The organism is Niveispirillum sp. (assembly GCF_017996735.1).
GTDB lineage: Bacteria > Pseudomonadota > Alphaproteobacteria > Azospirillales > Azospirillaceae > Niveispirillum.
This window is the reverse complement of the sequence record NZ_JAGOGJ010000004.1, coordinates 22,195-40,060: the sequence shown is the minus strand read 5'-3', so window position 1 is coordinate 40,060 and position 17,866 is coordinate 22,195. Positions and strand designations below refer to the sequence as shown.

Annotated in this window: 14 protein-coding genes; 6 read left to right on the top strand and 8 right to left on the bottom strand. The window is 67.2% G+C overall.

The genetic code is table 11. The features are described from left to right. Positions 1 to 53 precede the first annotated feature (53 nt). On the top strand, positions 54 to 1,745 hold the full coding sequence (locus tag KBA48_RS02820; protein ID WP_292903467.1) for a YjbH domain-containing protein: 1,692 nt from the start codon (positions 54 to 56) through the stop codon (positions 1,743 to 1,745). Positions 1,746 to 1,753: 8 nt separating this feature from the next. Here KBA48_RS02820 and KBA48_RS02815 read toward each other — a convergent pair whose 3' ends face one another. Both KBA48_RS02815 and KBA48_RS02810 read right to left on the bottom strand, forming a co-directional pair. Beyond that, positions 1,754 to 3,178 (bottom strand): ATP-binding protein, encoded by a 1,425-nt coding sequence (locus tag KBA48_RS02815; RefSeq protein WP_292903466.1) that lies wholly within the window; start codon positions 3,176 to 3,178, stop codon positions 1,754 to 1,756. Further along, positions 3,175 to 3,906, bottom strand: coding sequence for a response regulator (locus KBA48_RS02810; protein ID WP_292903465.1), 732 nt, complete (start codon positions 3,904 to 3,906; stop codon positions 3,175 to 3,177). The genes KBA48_RS02815 and KBA48_RS02810 overlap by 4 nt, the downstream gene beginning before the upstream one ends. 173 nt (positions 3,907 to 4,079) lie before the next feature. On the opposite strand from KBA48_RS02810, the gene ybaK reads away from it, so the two are divergent. Beyond that, positions 4,080 to 4,565 (top strand): Cys-tRNA(Pro) deacylase, encoded by a 486-nt coding sequence (gene ybaK / locus KBA48_RS02805; protein ID WP_292903464.1) that lies wholly within the window; start codon positions 4,080 to 4,082, stop codon positions 4,563 to 4,565. Between the two features lie 175 nt (positions 4,566 to 4,740). After that, a complete protein-coding gene (locus tag KBA48_RS02800) occupies positions 4,741 to 5,784 on the top strand; it encodes a sensor domain-containing diguanylate cyclase (RefSeq protein ID WP_292903463.1) in 1,044 nt (347 codons plus the stop codon). A gap of 44 nt (positions 5,785 to 5,828) precedes the next feature. On the opposite strand, the gene KBA48_RS02795 is transcribed toward KBA48_RS02800, so the two are convergent. From KBA48_RS02795 to KBA48_RS02780, 4 genes are all read right to left on the bottom strand, one after another. Beyond that, entirely contained in the window at positions 5,829 to 6,392 is a 564-nt protein-coding gene (locus KBA48_RS02795) for a hypothetical protein (protein WP_292903462.1), read from the bottom strand. Positions 6,393 to 6,493: 101 nt separating this feature from the next. Further along, positions 6,494 to 7,897, bottom strand: coding sequence for an efflux transporter outer membrane subunit (locus KBA48_RS02790; RefSeq protein WP_292903461.1), 1,404 nt, complete (start codon positions 7,895 to 7,897; stop codon positions 6,494 to 6,496). Positions 7,898 to 7,923: 26 nt separating this feature from the next. Beyond that, on the bottom strand, positions 7,924 to 9,906 hold the full coding sequence (locus tag KBA48_RS02785; protein ID WP_292903460.1) for a MacB family efflux pump subunit: 1,983 nt from the start codon (positions 9,904 to 9,906) through the stop codon (positions 7,924 to 7,926). Further along, positions 9,903 to 11,291, bottom strand: coding sequence for an efflux RND transporter periplasmic adaptor subunit (locus KBA48_RS02780; protein ID WP_292903459.1), 1,389 nt, complete (start codon positions 11,289 to 11,291; stop codon positions 9,903 to 9,905). Before KBA48_RS02780 ends, KBA48_RS02785 begins: the two co-directional genes overlap by 4 nt. Before the next feature lie 222 nt (positions 11,292 to 11,513). Here KBA48_RS02780 and KBA48_RS02775 point away from each other — a divergent pair, with 222 nt between their 5' ends. Further along, positions 11,514 to 12,689, top strand: coding sequence for a glycosyltransferase (locus tag KBA48_RS02775; protein ID WP_292903540.1), 1,176 nt, complete (start codon positions 11,514 to 11,516; stop codon positions 12,687 to 12,689). Here the strand turns inward: KBA48_RS02775 and pssA are convergent, their stop codons facing one another. Together pssA and KBA48_RS02765 are read right to left on the bottom strand one after the other, a co-directional pair. Beyond that, the gene (pssA, locus tag KBA48_RS02770; protein WP_292903458.1) at positions 12,690 to 13,544 is read right to left on the bottom strand and encodes a CDP-diacylglycerol--serine O-phosphatidyltransferase; all 855 of its coding nucleotides are present in this window, start codon (positions 13,542 to 13,544) and stop codon (positions 12,690 to 12,692) included. It abuts the gene before it with no gap. Then, positions 13,544 to 14,236 carry a phosphatidylserine decarboxylase gene (locus KBA48_RS02765; RefSeq protein WP_292903457.1) on the bottom strand — a complete coding sequence of 231 codons (693 nt, stop codon included), beginning with the start codon at positions 14,234 to 14,236 and terminating at the stop codon, positions 13,544 to 13,546. Before KBA48_RS02765 ends, pssA begins: the two co-directional genes overlap by 1 nt. A gap of 322 nt (positions 14,237 to 14,558) precedes the next feature. Between KBA48_RS02765 and KBA48_RS02760 the strand changes: the two genes are divergently transcribed. Then, positions 14,559 to 15,206 carry a hypothetical protein gene (locus KBA48_RS02760; protein ID WP_292903456.1) on the top strand — a complete coding sequence of 216 codons (648 nt, stop codon included), beginning with the start codon at positions 14,559 to 14,561 and terminating at the stop codon, positions 15,204 to 15,206. A 46-nt stretch (positions 15,207 to 15,252) separates the two neighbouring features. Continuing rightward, positions 15,253 to 17,748 carry an ATP-dependent helicase HrpB gene (gene hrpB / locus KBA48_RS02755; protein WP_292903455.1) on the top strand — a complete coding sequence of 832 codons (2,496 nt, stop codon included), beginning with the start codon at positions 15,253 to 15,255 and terminating at the stop codon, positions 17,746 to 17,748. Positions 17,749 to 17,866 lie beyond the last annotated feature (118 nt).

The following is a 17,866-nucleotide window of genomic DNA, read 5'->3' as shown; positions in this document are numbered from 1 at the left end:
TTCTGCGGCCATGATGATCAATAGTGAATGCGGTTTCATCATCATTGCCACCGATGCGCTTGTTGCCGGTCCTGTTCCTGTTGCTGCTGCCGGCCCTGGCCTGCCGGGCGGATACGCCGCCGGCGGATCAACCCACGGCCTTTCTGCCCACCATCGGGTCGGCCTGGATGTCGCTGACAATACCGGAAGACGGTTTTCAGGTCACCAGCTTCGGCCTGCGCCCCATCCGGGCCCTGTCGGCCAGCCTGCGCCAGGGCGACCGGGGTCTGGCAGCGGATTTTGCCCTCGAACTGCTGGAACAACAGCGGTTCATGCCCGCCCTTGTCCTGGACAGCCGGGGCCATGGCGACAGCGTGACCGGCCGGCTGGACAGCCTGTTGCTGGGCAGCCGGATGGGCAAGGCCGAACTGTCGGCCGGCCTGGGCCGTGATGGCACCGGTGATCTGCGGCCTGTCGTCAATCTCCGCCTGCCGATCCGGCTGCCCGCGCTGCGCAGCGTCTGGCTGTCGGGTGGCGTGGGCGGACCGGATGAACCGGTGCTGGAGGCGGGATGGGCGGTGGAGGAGGCAGGATCCTTCGTCACCCTGGGCTGGCGCCGCGACCGGGGCCTGGTCGGACGGACGGTTATACAGTTCGATGGTGCCGGCCAGGACGAACCCTGGTTCCGCCGGACCCGACGGCCCGATGGCGGCCGCTTCACCGATATCGGCCTGTCGCAGTCGCCGGGGGCGGCCTTCCGCGCGGCCCTGCCCGATCCCGATCCCCCACCGCCGCGTGTCACCCTGTCCAGCCACCGGCTGGGCCTGCCCGGTGTGGCGACCAGCATTGCGGGCAGCGACATCGACGCCCTGCGCCGACACCGGATCAGCCCCGCCGAAATCCGCCGCAACAGCCGCTTCCGGCGGGCGGAAACGCCCGACAGCCTGTCCCATCACTGGGAACTGCAACTGGACGCGCTGACCGAGCTGGAGCCGGGGCCGCGCGGCTATGCCTGGGCCACGCGTGCGTCGGCAGGGGCGCGGTTGCATCTGCTGCCCTTTGCCGGATTGATCCTGACGGGCGAAGGGCGGGCGGCGACCGCCGTCAATATCGGCTGGCCCCGGTGGGAACCGCCATCGGCGGGGCGGGACGATGCCGCGCTGTACCTGCACCGGCGGTTCAGCCTGGACCGGGCACAGGCCGCCTTTGTCCGGGCACTGACCCCGTCGCTGGACATGCTGTTGGAGGCCGGGAACCTGGACCCGCTCTATGGCGGCGGCGGGGGTGAGTTGCGGTATCAGCCCTTGCGCGCCCGCTGGTCGCTGGGGACCGTCATCCACCATGTCTGGAAACGTCCGCCCACGGTGCAGACCCTCTATCGCGGTACCGGCCGGACCACGGGCTTCCTCACCGGCGGGTGGGAGGGGCAGGATGGCGGCATCCGCAGCGAACTGGCGCTGGGCCGGTATCTGGCCGGCGACTGGGGTTGCACCTACACCCTGTCCCGGCAGTTCGGCACCGGTGTCACCCTGTCCCTGGACGCGACCGCCACCACCGGCAGCAGCCGCCTGGGGCTGACCCTGACCCTGCCGCTGATCGGGTTCGGCCAGCATGTGGAGGCGCTGACCCAGATGCGGGTGCGGCCCATGGCGCGGGAAAATGCCGAAAGGCTGGACCGCGCGCTGACCCTGTCCGACCTGCGCTTTGCTGCCGGTTATGCGCGCGTCACCCGCGACTGGGACCGGGGATTGCTGCGTGTGCGCTGACCCGCCCGTTACGCCGCGTTGCGGAAGACAATCCCGTCATGATGCGGACCCGACAGGATGGGCAGGGTGATGACGGCGTCCAGGCCGCCGCCCGGCCGGTTGTGCAGCCGGATATCCCCCCCATGGCCATGCACCACCGACCGGGCGATGGACAGGCCCAGCCCCACCCCGCCCGTCCGGCGATTGCGGGAGGCTTCCAGGCGCACGAAAGGCTCGAACACCCGTTCCAGGTCACCTTCCGGGATGCCGTGCCCGTCATCGGCCACGATGATCATGGCCTCCGCCCCATCGCTGCGCATGGAGACACGGGCCGTTCCGCCATAGGCCAGGGCATTCTCGATCAGGTTGCGTACGGCCCGGCGCATGGACCCGGTGCGGCAGATCAGCGGCAGCCGGTCGGCGGCGGTGAAGCTGACCGGGTAACCCGTATCGGCGAAATCATCGCAGACACTTTCCACCAGGGTGGACAGGTCGGCGCGTACCGCCTCCTCCGCCAGTTCATCGCGCGTGAAGGACAGAGTGGCCTCCACCGTGGCCCGCAATTCGTCCAGGGTTTCCATCATCCGGGACTTGGTCTCCCCTTCGTCCAGCAGTTCCACGCGCAGGCGCAGATTGGTGATGGGGGTACGCAGATCATGGGAAATGGCGGCCAGGATGCGGGTCCGGTCATCCACGAACCGACGGATGCGCGCACCCATGGCGTTGAAGGCGTGGGCCGCGCGCCGCACCTCCTCCGGTCCCCGCTCCGTCTCCAGCGCCGGCACCGCCTCCCCCCGGCCCAGCCGGTCGGCGCGGTCGGCAAGGTCGCGCAAGGGGCGCGAGAGGCGGCGGGAGATATAGAAGGTGGCCAGCGCCACCATCAGGATGGAGGTGAGCAAGGTCCAGGTCGATGTGCTGCTCCACACCGTGGGCTGGATCATGCGGCGGTTGACGGCGTTCAGCCATTGTCCATCCGGCAGCCGGACGGAGAATTTCATCCCCATCTCCACCGGCTCGATGGCGGCCCAGGGATTGTGGAACCAGCCCGGCTCCGCATTCTCCGACTTGTTCCACATCTTGAACAGGACGGCGCTGCGCGGCAGGTCCAGCAGGTCCATCAACCGGTCCCGCGCCGCGATCGCCTGCGGGTCGGTCAATACCTGATCGGGCGGCAGGATGGGCTGATCATCCACCGTATACCGGGTTTCGCGTGCCCGGATGGCGGCCAGTGTGTCGTTGCGCAGGTCGCGTGGCAGGATGCCCAGGATGCGGCTGGTATTGGCGATGCGGGGCAGCATCTCCTCCACATGCGTGCGACGCACCGTGGCCGCCTTGTCATCCAGCGACGCCGTCCAGCTTCCCAGCTTGGCCACCAGCATGGCGCCGACCAGCAGCGCCACCATATGGGTGAACAGGCTGCGCGGCTGACGCAGAAAGACCAGCAGCCGCTTCATGCCGCCCTGACCTCTGTCGCCAGGCAATAGCCGCCGCCCCAGACAGTCTTGATCAGGGTCGGGTTGCGGGGATCGGGTTCGATCTTGCGGCGCAGGCGGCTGACCTGATTGTCGATGGAGCGGTCGAACACATCGGCCTCCCGTCCCTTGGTCAGGTCCAGCAATTGTTCACGCGTCAGCACCATGTTGGGATGACGCACAAACGCCTCCAGCAACGAGAATTCCGCTGTGGACAGGGACACGACCACGCCATCGCTGCCCAGCAGTTCCCGGCGGTTCAGGTCCAGCAGCCAGCCATCGAAGGTCAGACGGCTTTCATCCGCCTTGCGGCGGACCCCCGTCACCGGCAGGCTGTGGCTGCGCCGCAGGACGGCGCGGATGCGGGCCAGCAGCTCTCGCGGCTCGAACGGCTTGGTCACATAATCGTCGGCCCCCATCTCCAACCCGACGATGCGGTCCGTCGCCTCGCCGATGGCGGTCAGGAAGATGACGGGCGTGTCCATCGTCTCGCGGATATGGCGGAACAGGCTGAGCCCATCCTCCCCCGGCATCATGACATCCAGCACGATCAGGTCGGCGGCGCAGGCGCGCAACCGCCGCCGTGCCACGGCCGCGTCCTCCGCCGCCGTCACCCGCATCCCGTGTTTTTCCAGGAAGCGGGCCAGGGTCTCGCGGATATCGCGGTGGTCATCGACCAGAAGGATATGGGGGTTCTCAATGGCCTGCATGGGATCGCGATTTGAAGGATTACCAGCGTATGAAGATGGCACGCGACGCCGGGCACGGGAAGGCATGACAGCGTGTCAAATTGTATCGTTGTATGACGCCGCCAAGGGCTTGACCGGCGCGCGGGGCGCGCGGAAAAAGACGCACCTTTCCCCGCGATGGAAGACACCAGCCCATGTCCGCCAAGGCGACACAAGCCGTGAATGCCCTGAAAGCCGCGTCCGTGGCGCATCGGCTGCTGGAATATGATTACGACCCCGATGTCGATGCCATCGGCATGGCCGCCGCCGCCGCACTGGGCGTGGAGCCATCCGTGTTGTTCAAGACGCTGGTGTCGGATGTGGAGGGGGTGGGCCTGGTCTGTGCCGTCATCCCGTCTCCCGCGCGGCTGGACCTGAAGGCGCTGGCCGCCGCCGCCGGTGGCAAGCGCGCGGCCCTGGCCGATCCCAAGGTTGCAGAACGGGTGTCGGGCTATGTCATTGGTGGGATCAGCCCTTTGGGCATGCGCAAGCGCCTGCCGACCCTGATCGATGCCAGTGCCGGCGACCTGCCGGAAATGATCATGAATGGCGGTCGGCGTGGGCTTCAGATCGCGGCGGCACCGGCCGACATCGTCCGCATCCTGGGGGCCAGACTAGCCCCGATCACGGTCAGCAAATAACAAAACCCGATATTGAATATGTATATAAGTAAATAATGATGAATATGTAATCCATCCGTCATAGACCCGTGAACCGGATGGCCACAGCGAAGGGATAACTATCGCACCTGTCGGAAGTGAATATACATTTCGTGGAGAGACAAGGCTCCACGACAATGACGGGAGGCGGGCGACCATGAGGGTCAATATAGACACCCAACCGCCCGGCGGTGACTTATACGCCGGTACCTGCGGCCTGCGGACGGATGAAGTGCTGCGGCTTCGCACGCTTGACCAGTATCAGGTGCTGGACAGCCAGCCGGAGCCACAATTCAATCGTATCGTCGCCTTGGCTCGCCGCGCCTTGGGCGTGCCTATCGCCCTGATCTCTCTGATCGACGAGGAAAGGCAATGGTTCAAGGCGCGTGACGGCCTGGCGGTGCAGCAGACCCCGCGATCCCAGGCTTTCTGTGACCATGCCATCCGTCGCCGAGAGGTGATGGTGGTGGAGGATGCGCGCCTTGACCCGCGCTTCAGCGACAACCCCCTGGTCACCGGTGATCCCGGTATCCGGTTCTATGCCGGCGCCCCCCTGATCACCGTCGACGGGCAGGCGCTTGGCACTGTCTGTGTCATCGACCGTGTGCCGCGCAGCTTTGATGACGAGGATCGGGAAACCCTGACCGATCTGGCCGCGATCGTCATGGATGAACTGGAACTGCGGCTGGCGAACCGGGAACTGGCCGTGCTGGCGCAGACCGACCCGCTGACCGGGGCCCTGAACCGCCGCACCTTCTTTTCCCTCTCGGAACGCGAGATGGGGCGGCGGCGACGGTCAGGCTGCGATATCGCCGTGCTGGCCCTGGATATCGACCATTTCAAGAAGATCAACGATACCTATGGCCACAGTGCCGGCGACAAGGTGTTGGCCCAGTTCGCCGACCAGATCGGTCAGATCATCCGTGTGCAGGATGTGTTCGCCCGCCTGGGGGGCGAGGAATTCGGCCTGATCCTGCCCGATGCCAGCCTTGCGCAGGCCGTGGAAACCGCAGAGCGCCTGCGCCGCATTGTGGAACACACACCCATCCACACCGATGCCGGTCCCATCAAGGTCACGGTCAGCATGGGGGCCGCCATCATACAGCCGGGTGAGGCCAGCGTGGAACCGGCCTTGCGCCGCGCGGACAAGGCGCTGTATCAGGCCAAACATTGCGGGCGCAACCGCGTGGTCTCGGCCTGACCGGTTGCGCCGGGGGCGGTTTTCTGCCCCAACGGAAAGCTGTTCTAAAGCGCGCCGCGTGACAGGTCGACACCAGCATCGCGGGCCAGGGCATCACCCAGGGGCGTGTTGCGTATGGCCGCGCCTGCCGACAGTTCCTCAAGCTTGTAGCCCTGCATCCCGGCGGCAAGCCGCTTGTGCAGCGTGTCCAGGCTTTCGCGGCGATAAGCGGCGGAGGCGCGTCGGTAGGCGTCGATATCCCGCGTCAGCGTATCGCCGCCTTCCTTCAACCCGGTTTCCAGGCGGGCCAGCGCCTCGTCAAGGCCGCCTGCCGTCGCGGCGGCGGCAGGCGTTGGCATGGTGTCCGCCACGTCCTGATTATTCTTGAGCTTGGCGAAGTAATCGATGGCGCTGGCCGCCGTTTTCGCCGATATGCCCCCGCTGGCCATCAACCTGTCCAGCATCTGCCGGGTGTCATCCGACAAGCGCGACAGCAGGTCCGCCCCCTTCTGGGAGAGGGCCTGCGCCAAACTGCCATTTTGGGCGGACGCCGACGCCGGAGCGGGAGAGGATGCGGCACCGCGCGATCCGTGCGCAGACGGTGCGCTCCAGGCGGCGGCAACGTTCATCTCTATCCTCCGGCGGCGGGTGGTTTTCCATCATAACAAACTGGAAACCACCCGCAATCCTCCATCAGATGGAACAGAAGAACGCGCGCCGCGTGCATGGATCACGCAGCCGACCAGCCACCACCCAAGGCACGATACAGCGAAACGGCCGCCTGCAACTCCGCCAGCCGCACCTGGGTCAACTGGTCCTGTGCCGACAGCAGGGAGCGTTGCGCATCCAGAAGGGTCAGCAGGTCGGTTGCCCCCTCCCGGTAGCGTGTCTCGGCCAGACGGAAAAGTTCGCGGGCCAGACGGACCGCTTCCTCCTGCAACACCCGCTGACGTTCGGCGTTGCGGGCGGCGGCCAGCGCCGTCTCCACGTCGGAGAAGCCGGTCAGGATGGCCTTGCGGTAGGTCTCCACCAGTTCCACCCGCCGGGCCTGCGCCACCTCCACCTGGGCGCCGCGCCGGCCGCCATCGAACAGGCTCTGGGCCAGGGACAGGCCGATATTGGCAGCGGCCGTGGGGGCATTGACCAGACTGGACAGGCCGCCACCCGTCAGACTGCCCGACAGGCTCAGGCTGGCGGAGGGGTAAAGGGCGGCGCGGGCCGCCACGATATCGGCCCCGGCCGCTTCAAGCTGCCGGGCGGCGGCCTTCAGGTCGGGGCGGCGTTCCAGAAGGTCGGCCGGTGTTCCCACGCCCGTGGCCGGCAGGCCCAGCCCGCCCAGACCATTGGCCCCGATTGAAAGGTCGGCGGGCGTGCGGCCCAGCAGCACGGCCAGGGCGTTGGCTGCCGCCAGTTCCTGCTGTCGCAGGGCCGGCAGGGTGGCGCGCTGGCTGGTCAGGGCGGTTTTCTGCTGCGCCACCTCCAGCGCCGTGGCGGCACCGTTGCGGTAACGGGCATCGACGACGGCCATCACCCGTTCGGCCAGAACCAAATTCTCTTCCGCGCTGCGGATACGGTCGCGCAGCGACAGGACCTGGAAATAGGTGTTGGCAACGGTGGAGGTGACGGTCAGGGCCACCGTCTCCTGATCCAGGCGGCTGATGGCCGCGCTGATGGCCGCACTGTCGGCGGCGGCCCGGTTGGCACCCCAGAAATCCAGCTCATAACTGGCGGACAGACCGGCACTGGCGCTGGTCCGGCCGCTGCGTCCGCCGGCCCCGGCGGCGTCCGTCTCCTGCCGGCTGATCCCGGCCGTGGCACCCAGGGTCGGCAGGAGATCGGCCCCCGCCGCGCGGGCGCGGGCATCGGCCTGCAACAGGCGGGCAGCGGCGGCAGACAGATCGGGGTTGGCCTGTCGCGCATCGGACAGCAACGCCACCAGTTCAGCCGACCCGAAGCCCCCCCACCAGTCGGCGGCGGGCCAGGGGGTGCCGCTGCCGGCCGTATCGGCCTGCTGCCAGGCCGGGGGTGGGGCAACGGGACTGGCCGTGCTGCCATAATCACCCTGGGCACAGCCCGACAGGATGGTGCCGGACAGCAGCAGCGACAGGATCAGGCGCGGGGATCTGACGATCATTCGGGGGATCATCCGGGGATAAGGGGTCAATCGGCGGCCAGCGCCACGACGGGATCCAGCAGTGCCGCCCGGCGGGCAGGCGTGTAGCCGAAGATCAGGCCGGTGGCGAAGGCGCAGGAGAAGGCAAGAAGCATGGGCGGCAAGGTCAGTTGAATATCCACCTTGAACAGCGTGAGGAACAGCGAGATGCCGATGCCCAGCACGACGCCGATGACACCGCCCAGCGCCGATACCAGCAACGCCTCCAGCAGGAATTGCTGCATCACATGCCGGGCGCGGGCGCCGGTGGCCATGCGGATACCGATCTCCCGCGTGCGTTCCGTCACGTTCACCAGCATGATGTTCATCACGCCGATCCCCCCCACCAGCAGGGAAATGGCGGCGATGGAGCCCAGCAGGATGGTCATCGTCTCCCGCATCGCCGACAGCGTGTCGATAAAGGAGGCGGTGTTGCGGATCTGGAAATCCTCTCCCTGATGCCGCACGGTCAGCAGGCTGGTGATCATGGCCTGCGTCTCGTCGATCAGGGACAGATCATCAACCAACACCGTGATGGTGCGCAGGTCGCGCCGCCCGAACAACCGGTAGGAACCCGTGGTCAGGGGCACGAACACCACGTCATCCTGGTCCTGACCGCCGGGATTGGCCCCCTTGGCCGACATGACGCCGATCACCTGGAACGGCACATTGCGCAGCAGGATATAGTGGCCGACCGGGTCCTGACCCGGAAACAGGTTGTTGGCCACCGTCTGGCCGATCACGGCCACCGGTGAATAACGTTCCATCGCCTCCTGTTCGAAGAAGGTGCCGCTGGCCGGTTCCCACGATCGGGCCAGCAGCACATCCGGACTGGTGGCGGTGATCTGGGTCTGATAGTCCAGATTGCCGGCCCGCGCCGTCATGTTGCCGGAATATTCCGGTACCGCAACGATGACGTTGGGCACCTTCGCAACGGCCGTTGCATCCTCGGGCACCAGCGTCGCGACGCCATTGGCATTGCGCTGCCCCGGCGCACCCGGCCGGACCACCAGCAGGTTGGTGCCCATGGCGCTGATCCGTTCCACCATGGCCTTTTGCGAGCCGTTGCCCACCGCCAGCATGGTAACGACCGATGCCACGCCGATGACAATGCCCAGCAGGGTCAGGATGGTGCGGTACAGGTTGGCCGACAGGGCACGCCGGGCCATCCGGAAGGCTTCCAGCACCTCTCTGACGGTCCAGCCCGTATCCTCCCCCGGCTCCGGCACCTCTATGGTGCGGGCGGCGACCGGCGGCGGGGCGCTTTCGGCAAGGGCGCGGGGCGTTGGCCCGTCGGCCACGATCTGCCCGTCCTTGATCTCCACCAGACGGCGGGCATTGTTGGCCACGTCGCGGTCATGGGTGATCAGGATGACGGTATGCCCCTTGGACGCCAGATCGGAGAGAAGGCGCATCACCTCCTCGCCGCTGCGGCTGTCCAGGGCGCCGGTCGGCTCGTCCGCCAGGATCACCTGCCCGCCATTGACCAGGGCGCGGGCGATGGACACGCGCTGCTGCTGACCACCGGAAAGCTGGCTGGGCCGATGCCCCATACGGTCGGACAGGCCCAGGGCGCCCAGCAGTTCCTCTGCCCGGTCGCGCCGCGCCTCCCGCCCCAGACCGGCATAGATGGCCGGCACTTCCACATTCTCCACCGCCGTGGACATGGGGATCAGGTTGTAGGACTGGAACACGAAGCCGAACGCTTCCCGCCGTAACATGGCCAGCATGTCGCGGTCGAAGGTGGAGACATCGCGCCCGTCAAACAGGTACTGGCCCGTGGTCGGCCGGTCCAGACAGCCCAGAATGTTCATCAGGGTCGATTTGCCGGACCCCGATTGGCCCATGATAGCGACGAATTCCCCCGGATGGATCTTCAGCGAGATGCCTTTCAGCACCTGCACCGCCACTTCGCCGCTGGAATAGGTCTTGGTGATGTCCACCAGTTCGATCAGGGGGATGGCGTCGCCCCGCTGCTGGTTCGTGCTCATAGCATCCCCGGCGGGCGCATGCGCTGCATGTTCTGCTGCTGCTGTTGCTGCTGGGCCTTCAACTGCCCGGCGGACGGCTTGCGCCCGACGACCACCAGATCGCCCTCGTTCAGGCCGGACGCCACCTCGGCATTCACCCGGTCACTGACGCCGATCATGATGCGCCGCTCCTCCACCGTGCCATCCGGCTTCAATACCTGCACCATGCGCGGGCGCTCCCGCTGGCCGGTGCCATCGCCGGCCGGGGCGGCAGCGGGAGCGGTGGCATCGCGGCGGCGGCGTTCACCCATGGCGCCGTCGGGCGCCTGCGCACCGGCCGGGGCGCCGCCCGCCTGACTGCCGCCCGGCGGACGCATGGGCGGGCGCTGGAAGGCTGCGACAGGCACACGCAGCACATTGTCGGCCGCCGCAACCACAAAGAAGGTCTGCGCCGTCATCTGGGTCATCAGGTCGCCGCCCGTATTCTCCACATCGAACAGGGCGTTGTAGAGCACGACATTGTTCACGACTTCCGGCGTCGGGTTGATCTTGGCCAGCGTGCCGCGCCAACGCCGTTCAGGCCGGCCCAGCGTGGTGAAATAGGCCTGCATGCCGTTACGCAGGCGCGACACGTCGGCTTCCGATACCTGTGTCGTCACGGTCATCACCGACAGGTCGGCGATGCGCAGGATGATGGGCGCCGACTGGTTGGCGTTCAGGGTCTGGCCCTGCTTGGCATTCTGCGACACGACTGTGCCCGACATGGGCGCATAGATCTTGGTGAAGCCCAAATTGGCCTCGTCCCCGCGCAGGGTCGAATTGGTCTGGCGGATCTGGGCATTCACGGCCTTTACCGCCGCTTCCGCCGCACGCAGGGTCTTTTCCGCGTTCTGGAAACTGTCCTCGCTGGTGGCGTTTTCGGCCAGCAGGTTTTTCTGCCGCGTATATTGCTGCTGGGCCAGGGCCAGTTCGGCCTGCCGCTGGGTCAATTGCGCGCTCAGATTCTCCAGTTGGGCGCGGTCGGCCTCCACCCGTGTCTGGTATACGGTGGGATCGATCTCCGCCAGCAGATCACCCTGATTGACCTGTTGCCCCACCTCCACATGCACCGTGCGCAACTGGCCCGACACCTGGGTGCCGACATCGACATAATCACGCGGCTGCAGGTTGCCCACCGCCGTCACGCTGTCTTCGATATTGCCGCGATCCACGACGGCCGTCAGGAAATCCGCCGTGCCCTCGCTCTTGCCGGCCCCACCCGCCTGCCACCAATAGACACCGGCGGTGATGGCCAGAACACCCAGTCCCAGCAGGATGTTACGAGGACGGAACAGGGTGGGCTTCCGGCGGCCGCCGGACGGCTTGGCTTGGGCCTTGGTCGTGACTTGCGCGGCAGGTTGCATCATCGCTTCTTTGGCAGGACAGGTTGGCGTACCCCCTTATACGTCGCACCGCGAAAGACCCTGCGGCGAAAAATCTTTAAATTTTTGTCACGAAAGAACGGCTGCACATCCGCCGCGTGCATTGCCGCAATGCGGTATCCGCCGACACAAAAGGTCGCATATTCAGAAAACTGTCAGCATCGGCCGATATGATCCTGACAAAATTTGATACAAAAAGTGACCGGCATGCATATCGCCCTGTTTCTCCACTCGCTCAGCACCGGAGGTGCGCAGCGACGGTCCATCATGCTGGCCAACGGCCTGGCGGCGCGGGGGCATCGTGTCGATCTGGTCACCGCCGTCGGCGGCGGACCGCAGGCCGGGCTGGTTGCCAACAATGTGAACCCCGTCGCGCTGGCCCCCGGTTCGGCCCGCGATGTGGCGGCCGGGGGCGCGCGGGCGGGGGAGCTTCTGTCCGCCATCCGGCCGCTTTGCACCTATCTGCGCGACCGGCACCCGGCCATGCTGGTGGCCATGGCCAACCATGCGGTTCTGCCCGCTGTCATGGCCCATGGTCTGGCCGCGAAGGGGGGCACCCGTCTGGTCCTGCGGGCCAGCAATCATCTGTCACGTCAGCGGACCGGCGGCCCATCGCTGCGTCGGTTGGCCGAAAGCTGGCTGTGGCGGCGGGCCGACGGCATCCTGGCCGTTTCCGACGATGTCGCACGCGATGCTGCCAGGCTGACGGGGCTGGGCGCGGACCGCATCATTTCCGTGCCCAGCCCCATCCTGCCGGATGGCATCGCCCTGCCCCGGCGTTCGGTCTGCCCGGACGGTCTTCCGGCCGAGATTCTGGCCATGGGCCGTTTCGTGCGGCAGAAGGGGTTCGATACGCTGCTGCGTGGCTTTGCGCTGCTGCTGTCCCGCCGCCCCGCGCATCTGACGCTGGCTGGTGACGGACCGGACGGAGAGGCCCTGAAGGCGCTGTGCCGGGAACTGGGCATCCGGCAGCATGTCAGCTTTCCCGGACTGGTCAGCAACCCGTTCCAGCGGATGGCCGCCGCCGACCTGTTTGTCCTGTCGTCCCGATGGGAGGGTATGCCGGGCGTGCTGGTCGAGGCCATGGCGACGGGATGTCCCGCCATTTCAACCGACTGCCCTGGCGGCTCCCGTGAATTGCTGCGTCACGGGGCGCTGGGTCCGCTGGTGCCCGTGGATGATCCCGCCGCCCTGGCCGAAGGCATGGATGCAGCGTTGAGCCATCCCGTGGCCGAAACCGTTCTGCGTGACCGGATACGTGGTTTCACGGTGGCTGGCGCCACTGCCGCCTATGAACAGGCGTTGCTGTCGATGGGCGGCCAGACACCGACGGCGGCCGGTACGGGCCGGCTGACCCGGCCGGCCATTGGCGGCGCGGACTGATCAGCCGGCGCCCGCCTCCTCCTCCACAACCGTCTCTCCATCCTGCAGCTTCGCCGCCGCCTCCGCCAGAACCTTGTAACGGCGGGCGGAGAAGGGGATTGAGGCAATATAGACCAGCCCCACCACCGACAAGGTGGCCCAGGGCGCGCTGACCAGGGCGGCAGCGGTGGCCCCCACCCCCAGCAGCACAAACACCACATAGCGCTGCGGAATACGCAGCCCCTTCATGGAGAAGGTCGGAATGGCGCTGATCATCAGGCCGGCCACTCCCACCGTCCAGGGCACCACGATCCAGGGGCTGTCCAGCCATCCGGCCCCCACCTCCAGCGTGGCGATCAAGGGCAGCAGGGCCAGGAACGCCCCCCCGGGGGCGGGCACGCCTGTAAAGTAATTATAGGCGAAAGGCGGCTTTTCCGCCGCCGCCCCCAGCATGGTGTTGAACCGCGCCAGACGCAGGGCGGCGCAGACACCCATCAGCAAGGCCGCCATCCACCCGACGGTGCGGGCATCGTCCAGCGACCAGAGATACAGGATCATGGCCGGGGCCACGCCGAAGCTGACCACGTCGGACAGGCTGTCCAGCTCCTCGCCGAACTTGCTCTGGGCGTTCAGCATGCGGGCGATGCGACCGTCCAGCATGTCGAACAGGGCGGCAACGGCGATGGCGATCACCGCCTCCTGCCACTTGCCCTCCATGGCGAATCGGATGCCCGTCATGCCCGATGCCAGGTTCAGCATCGTCAGCATGTTGGGCAGCAGCTTGTTGATGGACAGGCCCTTCAGCCGCGGCGGGCGCAGCCGCCGCGACCGGTGCCGGTGACCCGCGCGGGGCGGCGGGATCTCCTCCGGCGGCATCAGCGTACCTCGCCCTCGCGCTGTTCCTCGGTGCTGTTCAGGTCGGCCAGCACGGTTTCACCGGCGATCATCTTCTGACCCACGACCACCTGCGGATGCACGCCCTCGGGCAGATAGATGTCGCAGCGGCTGCCGAAACGGATCAGGCCATACCGTTCGCCTGCCTTCAGCGACTGACCCGGTGCCACCCACCAGATGATGCGGCGCGCCACCAGACCCGCGATCTGCACAAAGGCGATCTCGCGTCCGTCGGGCAGGCCCAGGCGGATGGACATCCGCTCATTCTCCTCGCTGGCCTTGTCCAGGTCGGCGTTCAGGAACTTGCCGGGCTTGTACTCGGCCGCCTTCACCACACCATCGGTCGGGCAGCGGTTCACATGCACGTCGAACACGTTCAGGAAGACGGAGATGCGGGTCAGCTTCTCCTCCCCCATGCCCAGTTCGGGCGGCGGGGCGACCTTGGTGATCAGGGTGACACGACCATCGGCGGGCGACACGACCAGGCCGGGCTTGGTCGGCGTCACCCGGTCGGGGTCGCGGAAGAAATAGACGCACCAGGCGGTCAGGACCAGCCCGATCCAGCCCAACGCCGGGGACCATGTGGCCAGCAGGGCCGACACCACGGCGAACAGGGCGATAAAAGGCCAGCCGGCCTTGTTGATCGGGACGATGACGGTTTTCAGCGCGGACATGTCTTTCGCGGCTACCCGCTAATGGTGGAACAAACGCCCATACTAGACAGTCGGGGCCCGGATTTGAAGCGCCATGGTCGTATCCGCCGACAGTACCGGTTGGATGTAGGTCGGGCGGCCTATTGACCCGCGCCGTTGCCGGGGACGACACTGCGTCGGCGGGTCCCAAAAAAGGGGAGTGTCCAGCTTGTTTTTACGGGCCGTGAGAATAGCGATCCTTGCCGCTCCAATGCTGCTGTGTGCCTGCGGGACACAAACCGCCCCGCTGGTGGATCGGCCACCCGATGCCCGGTTTGTTGCCCCCCTGCCGGATGGCCCCATAATGCCGCCGGCCGAACCGGCCACGGCCGCCGACGCGCTTGCCGCCGCCAGATCCATATCGAAGGCCGGTACGGACCCGTCCATTCTGCTGGAAGCCTGGCGCAAGGCGGCGGAGGCGGGCAGCCCCGAAGGCCGTTTCGAATATGCCACCCAGTTGTCTTACGGCGCCGCGGGTCCCGACAAGGTGGGCGGCGGGTTCGACATGTTGCTGGCCCTGGCCAAACAGGGGCATGGTCAGGCTGCCATGTCTCTCTGGCGGCTGTCGAAAATGTCACGTTCCAGCAACCTGAATCAGCACGCCCCCTACTGGTTCAACATCGCGCGCCGGGCCGGCGACGCCATGGCCAATGAGGTTTACCCGAAGGTTCTGGCCCATGACCGGGAACAGGGACTGCTTCCCCCCGGCACCGGCACCGGCGATTATTTCGACAGCGCCATCACCTTCTCCCAGCCTCTGGCCGGCAGTCATGAAGGGGTGCCGCTTGAATACCAGGTGGCCGCGCACCTGTACCCCGGATGGAAGCGGGTGTCGCAGTCGCTGCACATGATGGATGGCGGGAAGAACTACGACGTGCTGGAACTGGAGAATGTCGAGGGGCAGCGGGTGAAGCTGTATTTTGACATCACGGCCTGGATGACGCGACCATAAGGCACCCTCTGGCCTAGGGCGCCGTCTCCCGCTATAGCATCGGCCCATGCCAGACTTCCCCGCCCTTCCCATCGATGAAGCCCTGCCGTCGCTGCTGTCGGCCCTGTCCACCGGGACCACGGCCGTGCTGCAGGCCCCGCCAGGTGCCGGCAAGACCACACGTGTGCCGTTGGCCCTGCTGGACCAGGCCTGGGCCAAGGGCGGGCGCATCATCATGCTGGAACCTCGCCGTCTGGCCGCGCGCGGCGCCGCGCGGCGCATGGCGCAGATGCTGGGGGAAGAGGTCGGGCAGACGGTCGGTTACCGCGTGCGCATGGACGCCCGCGTGTCGGCGGCCACCCGGATTGAGGTGGTGACGGAAGGCATCTTCCTGCGCCGTCTGCAATCCGACGCGTCGCTGGATGGGGTGTCGGCGGTGCTGTTCGACGAGTTCCATGAACGAAGCCTGGATGCCGATCTGGCGCTGGCCTTCTGCTTGCAGACGCGGGAGCTGCTGCGCGATGATCTGCGGCTGGTGGTGATGTCGGCCACGCTGGATGGGGGACCGGTGGCGGCCCTGCTGGGCGGGGCGCCGCTGGTGACGTCGGAAGGCCGGGCCTTTCCGGTGGAGACGCGGTGGCTGGAACCCGGTCCCACCGACCGGCCCGACGACCATATGGCCCGCGCCATCCGCCGAGCCCTGGCCGAGGAGCAGGGCTCCGTCCTGGCCTTCCTGCCCGGCAGCGGGGAGATCCGGCGGGTGGAAAGGCTGCTGGCTGACGGCCCCCTGCCCGCCCATGTGCTGCTGACCCCGCTTTATGGCGATATGAACCTGGAAGCCCAGGATATCGCCATCCGCCCCGCCCCCGCCGGTCAGCGCAAGGTGGTGCTGGCCACCAGCATCGCGGAGACCAGCCTGACCATCGAAGGCATCCGCATTGTCATCGATAGCGGCCTGTCGCGCCTGCAGCGTTTCGACCCGCGCAGCGGCATGGGCCGGCTGGAAACCGTGAAATCCTCGCGCGCCTCGGCCGACCAGCGGCGGGGCCGCGCCGGACGCCTGTCGGCGGGCGTCTGTTACCGCCTGTGGTCGGAGGCGACGGACCGCGCCCTGATCCCCTTCACCGCCGCCGAGATCACGCGCGCCGACCTGACGCCACTGGCGCTGGAACTGGCGCAATGGGGCATCGTCGATCCCGATGAACTGTCCTGGCTGGACAGCCCCCCGGCCGCAACCCTGGCCCAGGCGCGCAAACTGCTGCAGCAACTGGGCGCGATTGACGACACGCTGCGCATCACGGCCCATGGCAAGGCCATGGCCGGGCTGGGCGTGCATCCGCGTCTGGCGCATCTGGTGCTGCGCGGGCGGGAGTTGGGCCGGACGCGGCTGGCCTGCCGCGTCGCCGCCCTGATCGGGGAACGCGATATCCTGCGCGGCGGCGGGCGGCGGGATGCCGATCTGCGCACGCGGCTGGAACATCTGGATGAACGCGGGCGCGGCGGCGATGTCGATCGCGGCGCCCTGCATCAGGCGCTGGAACAGGCCCGCCAACTGGAACGGCAGGTGGGCGGGCCGCCGGGTCCTATCGACCATGAGGATGCCGGCCTGCTGCTGGCGCTGGCCTATCCCGACCGGATCGGGCAGCGGCGGGCGGGGGCGGCAGGGCAGTTCCGCCTGTCGGGCGGGCGGGGCGCCATGCTGGACCCGACCGATGCGCTGGCGGCCTGCGACCTGCTGGCCGTGGCCGATCTGGACGGCCAGGGACGGGATGCCCGCATCTTTCTGGCGGCACCGGTCACGCAGGCCGCCCTTGAAGAGGCCTTCGCCGACGATATCCGCGCAGAGCTGGAGGTGGTCTGGGACGGGCGCGAACAGATCGTGCAGGCACGCCGCCGCCGTCGCCTGTTCGAACTGTCATTGAAGGACGAGCCCCTGGCCAATCCGCCGGCCGATCTGGTGCTGCCCGCTATGCTGGAGGGTGTGCGCGCCATGGGGCTTTCCTGTCTGCCCTGGACCAAGGAATTGCAGGGATGGCGGCGGCGCGTGGATTTCCTGTATCGCGCGGCCCCCGACCGCTGGCCCGACCTGTCGGACGAGGGATTGCTGTCCAGCCTGGAGGATTGGCTCGCCCCCTATCTGTCGGGCGTCACGCGGCGGGCGCATCTGGACCGGGTGGACCTGCATGCCGCCCTGACCGGCATTCTGGACTGGAACCAGCGTCAGGCCATGGATGGGGAGATCCCCACCCATCTGACGGTGCCGACGGGCAACCGCATCCCCATCGATTATTCGGGCGATGAACCGGTGCTGGCCGTGCGTCTGCAGGAACTGTTCGGGCTGGCGGAGACGCCGCGCCTGGGCGGCGGACGCATCCCCGTGCTGCTGCATCTCCTGTCCCCCGCCCACCGGCCGGTGCAGGTGACACGCGATCTGGCCGGGTTCTGGGCCGGGTCCTACAAGGATGTGAAAAAGGAACTGGCCGGACGGTATCCCCGCCATTACTGGCCCGACGACCCCCTGGTAGCCGAACCGACGGCACGGGCCAAGCGGCGCGGCACCTGAAGCCAAGGGGCCACCGCGCCCCTCCGCGCCCATGCGCCTGACGACGGGGGACACACCCTAACGGTTATAAAAAGCGTCTTGTGATCCGGAATAGGGGGCGTAGCCTGAATTTCGGTTG